Source organism: Fictibacillus sp. S7, from assembly GCF_004127935.1.
Lineage (GTDB): Bacteria > Bacillota > Bacilli > Bacillales > Fictibacillaceae > Fictibacillus_C > Fictibacillus_C enclensis.
In genome coordinates this window covers 1,184,306-1,196,588 of sequence record NZ_QJKL01000001.1, presented here as the reverse complement: position 1 = coordinate 1,196,588, position 12,283 = coordinate 1,184,306, and the positions used below count along the sequence as shown (strand labels likewise).

The window sequence follows — 12,283 nt, the reverse complement described above, 5'->3', positions numbered from 1 at the left end:
GATGGGGATGTTTACGGCATTAAATAGTTCAGCCTCAGCCTTGACCGCACAGCGCTTGAAAATGGATGTGACGTCTTCGAATATCGCGAATGCGGATTCTACACACGGAACCCTGGTAAACGGCAAGTGGGAGCCGTACCGAAGAAAAATGGTGGTTACCAGCCCGAATGAAAACTCATTCAACTCCCTGTTTCAATCGGCAAAAGGGGTTGGGGGGGTGAAGGTTATTGGCATCGTCGAAGATAAAACTCCGTTTAAAACGGTCTACCAGCCGGATCATCCAGATGCCGATGCCGATGGGTATGTTCGGCTGCCAAACGTGGACCCTTTAAAAGAAATGGTCGACTTGGTCAGCACCACGCGCTCTTATGAAGCGAATGTGACCGCTCTTAATGCGGCAAAAGGAATCTATTTAAAATCACTGGAAATTGGAAGATAGGAGATACATATGAGCTCATTTACTATTTCTTCAGCTGCCCATTTGGCAAAAGCCGCCTATCCGGCACAAAAACAGAGCCCCTCAGCAGCAGAGCAGTCGTTTTCATCGATGCTCGGGAAAATGATTAAGAATGTTAATGATTCACAGCATGCCTCAAACCAGGCAACAGAGCAGCTGGTAACAGGAAAAACCACCGACCTGCATCAAGTAATGATTGCTGCAGAAAAAGCCAGTCTTACCTTGCAAACGACATTGGAAATCAGAAACAAAGTAGTTGAAGCTTATCAGGAAGTGATGAGAACGCAACTATAGCATTCATTATTAAACTATTTCGAAAAGCTATCCTTGTTTGTAGGGGTAGGTTGATCGTTTTATTTGAAAAGCATAGAGGGTCCTTCATAGAAGTTAATCGGGGGAAAGTATGATTGATAAATTGAAACACGCCATGATGAGCATATATACAACGTTTAAAGAGAAACAGAAAAAACAAAAAGTGATTCTTATTGGTTCGATAGTGTTTGTTATTCTAGTAGCTTCATTTTTAGCCACCTTTCTGTTAAAGCCACGGCTGGTTCCTTTGTATTCGAATCTTTCCCCAGAAGAAGCGGGGCAGATAAAAGAAAGTCTGGATTCGAAAGGAATCACTTCTGAGCTTTCCAACGGGGGCCAGGTCATTTCTGTGCCAGAGGGTGTGGTGGATCAGTTGAAAGTGGACCTTGCCGCTGAAGGTATTCCGAAAAGCGGAAGCATCGATTACTCCTATTTCGGTGAAAATAAAGGCTTTGGCATGACAGACAATGAGTTTAATGTGATCGAAAAAGAAGCTACACAAACCGAAATTGAGAAGCTGATCAAAAGCATCAACGGCATCCAAGAGGCAAGCGTAATGATTACCACTCCTGACAAAAGCATATGGGTAGCAGATGAAAAAGCCTCCTCTTCTGCATCAGTCGTTCTTTCCCTTAAGCCGGGCTATAAACTGGACCAAAGCCAAGTGCAGTCCCTTTATCATTTGGTTTCCAAAAGTGTGCCTGATCTGCCGGTTGAAAATATTGTGATTTCCGACCAGTACTCGAATACTTTTTCTTTGGACCAGGCGGGGACAAATTCAAACATGACCGCCTATGAAGAGCAGCGACAAATCAAGCAGGATATAGAAAAAGACCTGCAGCAGAGGGTCCAGCAAATGCTGGGCGCAATCGTGGGACCTGACAAAGTGGTATCCACCGTGACCGCTGATATTGATTTTACAAAAGTAAAATCAGAAGAAAAACTTGTCGAGCCGGTGGACAAAGAAAAAATGGAAGGCATCAAGATAAGTGCTGAAAAGGTAAAAGAGACGTATAGCGGAAATGGTGCCCAGGCCGGCGGTGTGGATAATACTGGAGAAAGTGATATCCCAACGTATCAGGGCAGCGATGGGAATGGCCATGGTGACTATGAAAAAACGGAAGACCGGATTAATTACGAGGTCAACAGAATCAAAAATGAAATTGTAAAAAGTCCGTATGAAGTAAAAGACCTCGGCATTCAAGTGATGGTTGAACCTCCAAAACCGGATGATCCTTCTTCTCTTCCGCAGGGAACGCTGGACGATATAGAAAAGATGCTTGGAAATATCGTGCGCACAAGCATTTCGAAAGAGACTCCGAATCTTACTCAGCAGCAGATTGACAACAAAATTTTTGTTTCCGCCAAGCCGTTCAATGGAAAGCAGCAAACCACAGCACCGGCAAAGGATGGCCTTCCAATGTGGATCTATATAGCCGGCGGATTATTGGTCGCGGTGATTCTTGTTCTGGCCATCCAACTCATGCGGAGAAGAAATACGAATGATCAGTTGGATGCGGGGGATTACCTCACCGATGAAACATTCTATAATGTGCCGGAAGTGAAAATGGCTCTCGAAGCTGAAGAGAATACAAGAAAAGAGCAAATCGAAAAAATGGCAAAAGACAAGCCGGAGGAATTTGCAAAACTGCTCCGCACATGGCTTTCAGAAGAATAGGAGGATGGCTGTGGCTAAAAGTGTTAAAGAATTAAGTGGAAAAGAAAAAGCGGCCATGCTGATGATTTCTATGGGGCCAGATGCAGCAGCGCAAATTTATAAACACCTGCATGAAGAAGAAATTGAGCGTCTGACTCTTCAAATCTCTCAGATCAGAAAAGTGGATGCAGAGGTGAAGGAAGTCATCCTGGAACAGTTTCATCACCTGGCTCTTGCTCAGAATTATATTTCACAGGGCGGGATCGGCTATGCCAAAACAGTATTGGAAAAAGCGGTGGGAAAATCAGAAGCGATGGATATTATTAACAGGCTCACCTCCACTCTTCAAGTCAGGCCCTTTGACTTTGCACGAAGAGCCGATCCGGGCCAGATTTTAAATTTTATTCAAAATGAACATCCGCAAACGATCGCTCTGATCCTTTCTTACCTTGACGCAGGTCAGGCAGGACAAATTCTTTCCGAATTGCCTCAGGCCATGCAGGGCGATGTCGCAAGAAGGATTGCGGTGATGGACCGCACATCTCCGGAGATTATCAGCGAGGTGGAGCAAATCCTCGAACAAAAGCTGTCGGCAACCGTAAGCAATGATTTCACACAGGCTGGCGGGGTGGAATCGGTGGTTGATGTGCTTAACGGCGTGGACAGGGCAACAGAGAAAACCATCCTCGATGCCCTCGAAATACAGGATCCAGAACTGGCTGAGGAAATCAAGAAACGAATGTTTGTGTTTGAAGATGTCGTCAGTCTCGACAATCGGGCCATTCAGCGAATCATCAGAGAAGTGCCTAATGAAGACATGCTGCTTGCCTTGAAAGCGGCCAGTGAAGAAGTGAAAGAAGTCCTATTTAACAATATGTCGCAGAGAATGGCTGAAAATTATAAAGAAGAAATGGAATTTATGGGGCCAGTGAGGCTTCGTGATGTGGAAGACGCCCAGTCGAGAATTGTCGGTCTGATCCGCAAACTTGAAGATGCGGGTGAGATTGTGATCGCAAGAGGTGGGGGAGATGATATCGTTGTCTAGGATCATAAAGTCTTCCCTTGCTTTACAAGAGGATATCAACCGCAAAATAGAAATTCAACGTGTGATGCCAAAAACAGGCAAGCTTGATGACCGTTCTTGCCAGCCTGATGCCCGCAGCGAAGCCGATGCTCTTTTACAAGAAATTGAAAGAGAGTATCAGGAAGCCAAGCAAAAAATGGAGCAGGAACGGCTTCAGCATGAAGAATTTCTTTTAAGAAGTAAAGAGGAATGGCAGCAGCAGGTAATTGCAGAGAGGGAAAACGCCCGTCAAACAGGGTATCAGGAAGGATTTTCGGCCGGTGAAATTGAAGGCCGGACAACTTATGAAAATTTGTTGACCATGGCAAAAACAACGGTCGATCGATCCAAAGAGGACTATCTCCGCTATTTGGAAAGTGCGGAACCGATGATTATTGAATTAGCTAGCAAAATGGCTAGGAAACTCGTGGGAGATGTGCTGACAGAAAATCCTGAAGCCTGGAAAGAACTCGTCAGGAGATTGCTGAATGAAGTAAGGGAACATCCAGACGTTAAACTTTATGTCCACCCTAAATGGTATGAAACCACGCAAAATGCCAAACAAGAAATTCAGCAGGTTTTGATGCATTCAGCCACTTTGTTCATTTATCCTGACTTTAAGCTAAACGAAAATAATTGTGTTGTGGAATTTCCGTTCGGCAAAATAGAAGCCGGACTGGACAGCCAATTGAATGAACTAAAGAAAAAACTGATCGAAACGTTGGGTGAGCATCATGCTGAACATGAATAAACTGCACCAGGCGATCGACCGGCTGGATACCTATAAACGATATGGAAAAGTAACACAGGTGGTTGGACTGATGATTGAATCCAGGGGACCGCAGGCATCGATTGGAGACATGTGCTATATCCATTCAGGAAACGGCCAGAAGATCAAAGCCGAAGTCGTGGGATTCAAGGAAGAAAACGTACTGTTAATGCCCTTCACGGCAATACAATCGATTTGTGCAGGGAGCCTGGTGGAAGCCACCCACCGGCCAATGCAGATTAAAGCCGGACACGCTCTTATTGGCCAGGTGCTTGATGGATTGGGCAATCCGCTTGACGGCAGTCCCGCTCCAAAGGGGCTGAGCCATTTTCCGATAGAAAATGAACCGCCCAATCCCATGAAACGGCCGAGAATCAAGGAAAGCATCGACCTTGGCATCCGCTCGATTGACAGTCTGATGACTGTAGGAAAAGGACAGAGAGTAGGGATTTTTGCCGGAAGCGGTGTGGGCAAATCCACCCTGATGGGCATGGTCGCGCGAAACTCAACAGCAGATTTAAACGTTATTGCTTTGATTGGTGAGCGGGGCCGTGAGGTGATGGACTTTATTGAAAAGGACCTGGGAGAAGAGGGATTGAGAAAATCGGTTGTTGTGGTCGCGACCTCGGACCAGCCAGCCCTGATGCGGATCAAAGGGGCGCTCACCGCCACTGCGATCGCCGAATATTTCAGAAACCAGGGGAAAGATGTCATGCTGATGATGGATTCTGTTACCCGTTTTGCGATGGCCCAGCGTGAAATCGGCCTGGCTGTCGGTGAACCGCCGACCACAAAAGGCTATACGCCTTCCGTTTTTGCACTATTGCCCAAATTGCTTGAACGGTCGGGCACCGATGTGCAAGGTTCGATTACGGCTTTCTACACTGTGCTAGTGGATGGTGATGATATGAATGAACCTATATCCGACACTGTACGGGGGATTTTGGATGGTCATTTTGTTCTTGACCGGAATCTTGCAAACAAAGGCCAATTTCCCGCCATCAATGTGCTGAAAAGTGTTAGCCGGGTCATGAATGACATCGTGGATGACAGCCATAAAAAGGCAGCCCAAAAGTTTCGGGATCTGCTCGCTGTTTATACCGATGCAGAAGATCTTATAGCCATCGGTGCCTATAAGCGGGGTTCTTCAAGGAAAATTGATGAGGCGATTGATTTCCATCCTGGCATCCTGTCCTTTTTAAAACAGGATGTAGATGAAAAGGTTTCTTTTTATGATTCGATCTACAGACTGATGAGCGAGTTTGGAGGAGAACAGTAACTATGGCATTTCAATTTAAAATGGAAAAATTATTATCCATTAAAACAAAGGAAAAAGAAGTTGTCCAATCCGAGTACGGAGAAAGTGTAAAAAAGTTTGAACAGCTGGCTCAGTCGCTTTACGAATTGCTGAAAAAAAAGGAAGAAATCGAGCAGCATTCCGGCAATCAGTTTAAAACAAAAATGGTTATTAATGAGATTCAGCAAACTCAGCGGTTCCTGCTTTCTCTTACACAGCAGATCGGCAGTATCCAAACACAAGTGCAAAGAGCGAGAGAGAAGATGAATCATGTGCATATTCAGCTGCTCGAAAAAACAATGGAAGTCAAAAAATTTGAAAAGATGAAGGAACGGCAGTTTTCCGTCTATCAGCAAACGCTGACAGCCATCGAAAACAAGCAGAATGATGAATACTCTGTTTTGCGCTATATAAACCATTGAAATTAGGTGGAGAGGTTGGAAGGAAAAGAAAAAACGAAAAAGTTTTCCTGGTTTTTGTTTGTGATCGTCATGCCGGCCCTTTTCGTTGTCGTCATCATGGGAATGATCCTTATGTTTCTTGGCGTTGACATTGCTGGAAAGGCAAAGGAAATTGGCAGCCATCTTCCTGGCCTGTCGTCATTGGCGCAACAGGATCGAAATTCTGCATCCGTTAACGAAAATACCGTTCAATCAGAAAAGACATACTGGGAAAAGAAAGTTAAGGAACGCGATCAAATGATCAAGCTTCTTCAAAGCGATGTGGACAAAAAAGAGAAAGAAGTGCAGAGCCTGAAAGCAGATTTGACCGCAGCACAAAACCAGCCGGAAGAAAATACAACCGAAACCGACGGCTCTGTCACAAAAGACGATGGACATGAGAAGCAAAAGAAAATTACCGCCTGGTATAATGCGATGTCTCCTAAAAATGCCGCGGCCATCTTGTCTAAAATGGATATAAAAGATGCGGCCGACATCATGAAAGAGCTGGATGAAGAAGTGACGAGCAGCATCCTGGCCAAGATGGATCCCGGCAAGGCGGCAGATCTGACGTTAAAAATGCAATCAAACTAACGGAGGGAAAGCAGAGTGAAAATGGCTGAAATGGCAGGGATGGATCGCTTACCGGTTATGGTACAAAGGTCTGCTTTACCTGGCTGCGCGTCTCCCGGTTCTTCCCTTTTTTCCGAAGAGCTTGCACAGTCCCAAAAAAATATACAATCGCCTAAACATGCCGAATTACCTTCCGGGACAATCAGTGAGGAGCTCAAAGGGCTGATTAAAGGATGGGTCGCATTACTGGGAGAACAAGGTCAAACTCAAAAAGAAGAAGTGCTGGATATGACGGAGGTCAAAAGTCTGTTGCAGCATTTGCCTGCTGCATGGATCTCCGAAATTACCAATCTCGTACAAAATGTTCAATTCCCTGTTTCCTTCGAAAAGGAACGGTCATCGCCACCTGCACAAATGATCACGGCATTCATTCTTCTGGAGTCGGCAGTAGAAGGAAAGCATTCAACGCTCACTGCTACAAAAGCAACGGATGACGTCATATCCGGCATTCATAAAGGAATCAAACAATTGTTTCCCTTTTTAAAAGAGCAGCAACATGTCTCTATGAAGATGCTGGCCGAACAGCTGGAGCAGCGATTGGCAGGTTATGAAACAAAACCTGGTGCAACTTTGAACGCTAAACCTTTTCTTGAACCAGTTGTCATAGCAAATAACCAGAAAAACATAGTACCTGCAATATCTCAAAAGACAAGTGAGACGGATGTTCATCAGCATACCAACCGGCCGGTATCTTTTATGGGGCAGGGCGGCTTTATTCCAGTGCTGAAGCAATTTGAACTTCATGTTCAACCCGAAAAAGAAGGAAACAGTACAAAAACATTTGTCCAAGAGATTGAAAAAATTATTCTTGGCGGCAAATTTTCAGCAAGTACAAATGGAATGGCAAAACTAAACATCCGGCTGACGCCTGAACATCTTGGAACTTTGAATATTGAACTGATCTCCAAAAATGGTGAACTGTCAGCAAAAATCATGACAAGCTCACTGGGTGCAAAGGAAATGATGGAGTCCCATATTCATTTTCTGAAGAATAACTTGAGCACCAGCCATATTCAGCTTGACCGTGTGGTTGTTGTAGACCAGTCACCTGAACAGGGGTTCACGCAGCAGGGATCAAATTCCGGAAACCAGCAGGACCGTGGCCGGCCGCCACTGCAGGAGAGGCGGACAGAAGAGGAATTTTACGACTTGCTTCAAGACATGGTGAAGGAGGGATAAAGATGTCTTCAACGATAAACAATGATTTGTATTTATCCTCGCTTCAAAAAAGAGACACACAGTCTGGTGGATCATCTATTTTGGGCAAAGACGATTTTTTGAAAATATTGATGACCCAGCTGCAAAACCAGGACCCGGCAAGCCCCATGGAAGATAAAGAATTTATCTCCCAGATGGCAACTTTCTCTTCCTTGGAGCAATTGACCAATATGAACAGCAGCATCGATCAAATGATTTCAAAACAATCGGCACAGACGTTCATGCTGCAGAGCGGAATGATCGGCAAAAGCGTGTCCTATACAGTGGAAACGACAGATGCTGATGGAACACAACAAGAGAGAAAAACAGGCACAGTTAAAGCGGTTTTATTTGAAAATGGTGCCTCCAAATTCCTATTGGAGGATGGAAATGTGGTTGATCCGTCATCCATTACAAAGCTCGAAAACAAGAACAGTTAATATTCACTTAACAAAATAGGGGGATTTCAAATGCTACGTTCAATGTATTCTGGAATCAGCGGGATGAAGAATTTTCAAACCAAGCTGGATGTGATTGGAAACAATATTGCCAATGTGAACACCTATGGCTTTAAAAAAGGGAGAGCAACGTTTAAGGATCTTGTCAGCCAGCAAGTTGCCGGTGCATCCAACAGAACGAATCCTAAACAGATTGGACTTGGCTCCCAACTGGCAACCATCGATACAATCGATACTCAGGGAAGCACTCAGACCACAGGAAGAGCCCTCGACCTAGCGATTTCAGGTGACGGGTATTTCAAGGTGAGAACTTCAAATGGAGATCTGCTCACACGTGCAGGGAATTTTTATTTAAACGATGACGGTACGATCGTAAATGGAGACGGATACGAGCTGCTCGATACAGGAAACAACCCGATTAACATACCGCAAAACGCCAGCAGCTTCAGCGTTGGACCGGACGGAAAGATTACGGTCGTGGGTGCTGCCAGTCCGGGTGCACCTATAGGGATTACGAAGGTAACGAATCCCGGGGGACTTGAAAAGGCAGGAAGCAATCTTTACCGTCCAACCGCCAATTCACAGATTGTCTCCAATAATTCTCCTGGTACAGGTGGGGCTGGAGATTTGGTATCCGGCGCTCTGGAAATGTCCAATGTCGACCTCTCTGAAGAATTTACCGACATGATTGTGGCGCAAAGAGGGTTTCAAGCCAACACGAAAATCATTACAACCTCGGATGAAATATTGCAGGAGCTTGTGAATCTTAAACGATAGGCAAGAATGGAGGAAAAATAAGGGGAGCCTTATTAATAAACCATAATATGATTATGTTAACTAAATTAAACGGTGACACCTTTACCCTGAATGCGATTTATATTGAACAGGTTCAATCCTTTCCGGATACAACGGTTACGCTGACTTCGGGAACGAAATTTGTTGTTAAAGAAGCAGAATGTGAAGTTGTCCAAAAAGCAGCAGCCTTTTATCAGAGTATTTCCCTTTTTTCTCTATCACCAACAGAAAGTGAGGAGGATTGAATGGAAAACGAAGTTAAAAAATCTCCGAAGAACTGGGCGATCCTTATTATTTTCTCTGTCCTGGTCGTTTGCGGAATTGCAGCCTACTTTGTTATTAAAGAGCCGGCTCCTAAAACGGAGGCCGCAGAACCTTCGGCGGAAGAGCTGGAAAAAATAACAGTAGAAACCGAGGAAATTACAACTAATCTGGCAGATCGATCGTTTATCAAGATCAAATTTAAAATCCAGGCCGACGGAGATGACGGCAAGGCCGAACTCGAAAAGAGGCTGTTTCAAGTCAATAATATTATTATCTATGAATTGTCCGGCATGAAAACCGGGGATTTGCAAGGCCAAAAAGGCATCCGCCATCTGGAAGACCTTTTAAAAGGAAGGATCAATAAACTGATGCAGGAAGGAAGCATCAAAAAAGTTTATACGACCGAGAAAATTATTCAATAAGGAATTCATCATATATAAAGGGTGAGGCGATTGTCGGAAGTACTTTCCCAGAATGAAATAGACGCGCTCCTCTCTGCCATTTCCACGGGGGAAATGGATGCTGAAGAATTGAGAAGAGAAGAAAAAGAACAAAGAATAAAAACCTATGATTTTAAACGGGCTCTGCGGTTTTCGAAAGATCAGATCAGAAGTCTTACAAGGGTACATGAGAATTTCGCACGCTTGTTAACCACTTTTTTTGCGGCACAGTTGAGAACATATGTGGAAATTTCCGTCGTATCGGTTGACCAGCTGCCATATGAGGAATTCATACGCTCCATACCGCGAATGACCATTTTGAACATTGTAGATGCAAAGCCGCTTGATGGGAGCCTTCTCGTTGAAGTCAATCCAAATATCGCCTATTCCATGATGGACCGGCTGATGGGAGGATGGGGAGCAAGTGTAAACAAGGTGACTCATTTAACCGAAATCGAAACGAGAATCCTTTCCCGTCTGTTTAAAAATGCATTATCCACCTACAAGGAAGCCTGGAGCAATGTGGTTGAACTCGATTTTGCGGTAATAGATTTTGAGGTGAATCCCCAATTTCTGCAAATGGTGTCGCCAAATGAAACAGTGGTTGTTATCTCACTTTCCACAACGGTCGGTGAAACGAGCGGCATGATGAACGTTTGTCTTCCGCAGGTTCTGTTGGATCCGATCATTTCCAAGCTTTCGGTGCATAATTGGATGCAAAACAGCCAAAAGGAATTGTTGCCCGAAGAAGCGGCACTGATCGAACAAAAGATCCGGAAAACCCCGCTTCCCGTGTCCGTTCAGCTGGGTTCGGCCAGTATGAATGTAGAAGAGTTTCTGCAGTTGAATGCGGGCGATATCATTCAGTTGAACAAAAAGATCAATCAGCCGTTGGCTGTGTATGTGGAGAACAATAAAAAATTTATGGCCCAGCCTGGAAAAGCAAAAAACAGAATGGCAGTCCAGATTTTAGAACAAATAGAGGGGGACGAGTAAATGAATAGCGGAAATATGCTCTCTCAGGATGAGATTGATGCGTTGCTGAGTGGAGGCAGCGTGACATCTGATGGTGATCCAATTATCGAAGATTTTCTGAATTCAATGGAACAAGACGCACTTGGAGAAGTCGGCAACATTTCATTCGGCAGTGCCTCAACCGCTTTATCAACCTTGCTGAATCAAAAAGTCCAGATTACAACGCCGACGGTCTCGGTAATCAAAAAAGAAGAATTGCAGGGTGAGTTTCCCATTCCGCATGTAGCAGTAAAAGTGGAATATGTAGAAGGGATACAAGGCACAAACCTGCTTGTGATTAAAACAACCGATGCCCAGATTATTGCTGATTTGATGCTCGGCGGTGACGGAACGAGCCCTTCTGCAGATTTTGGAGAAATGCAGCTCAGTGCCGTTGGAGAAGCGATGAATCAGATGATGGGCTCTGCCTCAACCTCTCTTTCTTCCATATTTAATAAACGAGTGGATATTTCGCCACCTGTTATTGATGTGCTGGATTTTAATGACTCTTCAGACATGATTACCGATCAGGATATTCTTATCAAAGTGTCCTTCCGGCTCAAGGTCGGGGAACTGATTGACTCCAGCATCATGCAGCTGATGCAAACGGATTTTTCTCAAAACCTGGTTTCCGAGCTTATGGCCCCTCCCGTGGTGCAGGCTGCTGCAACTTATGAAGATCAATTACAGAGCGAAATCACTGCACTCAAAGAACCATTGGTGTTGGATGACATTCCTTCAAACGCAGCTCGCCCGCAAAGTTTGGAACCTGATACCGCTGTATCTGTTCAGCCTGCTGTATTTTCCGATTTTGAAGAAAGCTCTGGTGTGTATCAGGAAACAAAGAACCTTGATATGCTTCTGGATATTCCGCTTCAGGTAACGGTTGAACTTGGACGGACGAAAAAGAGCATTAAAGAGATTTTGGAATTGTCGCCGGGGTCGATTTTGGAACTGGACAAGCTGGCAGGAGAACCGGTGGATATTCTGGTGAATGAAAGACTGATTGCCAAAGGGGAAGTTGTTGTTATCGATGAAAATTTTGGTGTCAGAGTAACAGAGATTGTAAGCAGAAAAGACAGACTGAAAAATTTATAAATGAAAGAGTGAGAACAAATGGCTAAACGTATTTTAGTAGTAGATGATGCAGCATTTATGAGAATGATGGTAAAAGATATTCTGACCAAAAACGGATTTGAGGTCTGCGGAGAAGCGGGAGACGGAGAACAGGCGGTTGAAATGTATAAGGAACTTTCACCGGACCTTGTTACCCTCGACATCACAATGCCGGAGATGGACGGAATCACTGCTTTAAAAGAAATTAAAAAGGTGGATTCCGGTGCAAAGGTCATCATGTGTTCTGCAATGGGACAACAAGGAATGGTTATTGATGCGATCCAGGCTGGAGCTAAAGATTTTATTGTAAAACCATTTCAGGCTGACCGCGTCATTGATGCGATCAATAAAGCGTTGAATTAATAACAGGT

At 44.5% G+C, this 12,283-nt stretch carries 16 protein-coding genes; all 16 read left to right on the top strand.

The features are described from left to right. Position 1 precedes the first annotated feature (1 nt). The 16 genes from flgC to DMO16_RS05970 all read left to right on the top strand — a co-directional run bounded on the left by flgC (position 2) and on the right by DMO16_RS05970 (position 12,275). Positions 2-439 (top strand): flagellar basal body rod protein FlgC, encoded by a 438-nt coding sequence (flgC, locus tag DMO16_RS06045; RefSeq protein ID WP_061969421.1) that lies wholly within the window; start codon positions 2-4, stop codon positions 437-439. Between the two features lie 9 nt (positions 440-448). Beyond that, on the top strand, positions 449-751 hold the full coding sequence (fliE, locus tag DMO16_RS06040; RefSeq protein WP_061969423.1) for a flagellar hook-basal body complex protein FliE: 303 nt from the start codon (positions 449-451) through the stop codon (positions 749-751). 109 nt (positions 752-860) lie between these two features. Beyond that, a complete protein-coding gene (gene fliF / locus DMO16_RS06035; RefSeq protein WP_129476004.1) occupies positions 861-2,447 on the top strand; it encodes a flagellar basal-body MS-ring/collar protein FliF in 1,587 nt (528 codons plus the stop codon). Between the two features lie 10 nt (positions 2,448-2,457). After that, a complete protein-coding gene (gene fliG, locus DMO16_RS06030) occupies positions 2,458-3,471 on the top strand; it encodes a flagellar motor switch protein FliG (protein ID WP_241840468.1) in 1,014 nt (337 codons plus the stop codon). Further along, positions 3,464-4,240 carry a flagellar assembly protein FliH gene (fliH, locus tag DMO16_RS06025; RefSeq protein WP_164988867.1) on the top strand — a complete coding sequence of 259 codons (777 nt, stop codon included), beginning with the start codon at positions 3,464-3,466 and terminating at the stop codon, positions 4,238-4,240. The genes fliG and fliH overlap by 8 nt, the downstream gene beginning before the upstream one ends. Then, a complete protein-coding gene (gene fliI / locus DMO16_RS06020; protein WP_129475996.1) occupies positions 4,224-5,537 on the top strand; it encodes a flagellar protein export ATPase FliI in 1,314 nt (437 codons plus the stop codon). The genes fliH and fliI overlap by 17 nt, the downstream gene beginning before the upstream one ends. Positions 5,538-5,539: 2 nt before the next feature. Next, entirely contained in the window at positions 5,540-5,977 is a 438-nt protein-coding gene (gene fliJ, locus DMO16_RS06015; RefSeq protein ID WP_129475994.1) for a flagellar export protein FliJ, read from the top strand. Between the two features lie 15 nt (positions 5,978-5,992). After that, positions 5,993-6,589, top strand: a complete 597-nt coding sequence (locus DMO16_RS06010; protein ID WP_129475992.1) for a MotE family protein — start codon at positions 5,993-5,995, stop codon at positions 6,587-6,589. A gap of 21 nt (positions 6,590-6,610) precedes the next feature. Further along, entirely contained in the window at positions 6,611-7,807 is a 1,197-nt protein-coding gene (locus tag DMO16_RS06005; RefSeq protein WP_241840656.1) for a flagellar hook-length control protein FliK, read from the top strand. 2 nt (positions 7,808-7,809) lie between these two features. Beyond that, positions 7,810-8,265 (top strand): flagellar hook assembly protein FlgD, encoded by a 456-nt coding sequence (gene flgD, locus DMO16_RS06000; protein WP_129475988.1) that lies wholly within the window; start codon positions 7,810-7,812, stop codon positions 8,263-8,265. Between the two features lie 30 nt (positions 8,266-8,295). Continuing rightward, a complete protein-coding gene (gene flgG, locus DMO16_RS05995) occupies positions 8,296-9,060 on the top strand; it encodes a flagellar basal body rod protein FlgG (RefSeq protein ID WP_129475986.1) in 765 nt (254 codons plus the stop codon). Between the two features lie 47 nt (positions 9,061-9,107). After that, positions 9,108-9,323 carry a flagellar FlbD family protein gene (locus DMO16_RS05990; protein WP_129475984.1) on the top strand — a complete coding sequence of 72 codons (216 nt, stop codon included), beginning with the start codon at positions 9,108-9,110 and terminating at the stop codon, positions 9,321-9,323. Continuing rightward, on the top strand, positions 9,324-9,764 hold the full coding sequence (fliL, locus tag DMO16_RS05985) for a flagellar basal body-associated protein FliL (RefSeq protein WP_061969442.1): 441 nt from the start codon (positions 9,324-9,326) through the stop codon (positions 9,762-9,764). It begins immediately after the preceding gene. Between the two features lie 30 nt (positions 9,765-9,794). Then, positions 9,795-10,778 carry a flagellar motor switch protein FliM gene (gene fliM / locus DMO16_RS05980; RefSeq protein ID WP_061969444.1) on the top strand — a complete coding sequence of 328 codons (984 nt, stop codon included), beginning with the start codon at positions 9,795-9,797 and terminating at the stop codon, positions 10,776-10,778. Continuing rightward, the gene (fliY, locus tag DMO16_RS05975; protein ID WP_129475982.1) at positions 10,779-11,894 is read left to right on the top strand and encodes a flagellar motor switch phosphatase FliY; all 1,116 of its coding nucleotides are present in this window, start codon (positions 10,779-10,781) and stop codon (positions 11,892-11,894) included. An 18-nt stretch (positions 11,895-11,912) separates the two neighbouring features. Next, positions 11,913-12,275 (top strand): response regulator, encoded by a 363-nt coding sequence (locus tag DMO16_RS05970; protein WP_061969449.1) that lies wholly within the window; start codon positions 11,913-11,915, stop codon positions 12,273-12,275. Positions 12,276-12,283: the final 8 nt, after the last annotated feature.

Coding starts and splice junctions, on each gene's coding strand:
- fliJ (WP_129475994.1), top strand. CDS start 5,540: ATGGCATTTCAATTTAAAATGGAAAAATTATTATCCATTAAAACAAAG.
- fliF (WP_129476004.1), top strand. CDS start 861: ATGATTGATAAATTGAAACACGCCATGATGAGCATATATACAACGTTT.
- fliI (WP_129475996.1), top strand. CDS start 4,224: ATGCTGAACATGAATAAACTGCACCAGGCGATCGACCGGCTGGATACC.
- DMO16_RS06005 (WP_241840656.1), top strand. CDS start 6,611: ATGGCTGAAATGGCAGGGATGGATCGCTTACCGGTTATGGTACAAAGG.
- DMO16_RS05990 (WP_129475984.1), top strand. CDS start 9,108: ATGATTATGTTAACTAAATTAAACGGTGACACCTTTACCCTGAATGCG.
- fliE (WP_061969423.1), top strand. CDS start 449: ATGAGCTCATTTACTATTTCTTCAGCTGCCCATTTGGCAAAAGCCGCC.
- DMO16_RS05970 (WP_061969449.1), top strand. CDS start 11,913: ATGGCTAAACGTATTTTAGTAGTAGATGATGCAGCATTTATGAGAATG.
- fliY (WP_129475982.1), top strand. CDS start 10,779: ATGAATAGCGGAAATATGCTCTCTCAGGATGAGATTGATGCGTTGCTG.
- flgD (WP_129475988.1), top strand. CDS start 7,810: ATGTCTTCAACGATAAACAATGATTTGTATTTATCCTCGCTTCAAAAA.
- flgC (WP_061969421.1), top strand. CDS start 2: ATGGGGATGTTTACGGCATTAAATAGTTCAGCCTCAGCCTTGACCGCA.
- flgG (WP_129475986.1), top strand. CDS start 8,296: ATGCTACGTTCAATGTATTCTGGAATCAGCGGGATGAAGAATTTTCAA.
- fliL (WP_061969442.1), top strand. CDS start 9,324: ATGGAAAACGAAGTTAAAAAATCTCCGAAGAACTGGGCGATCCTTATT.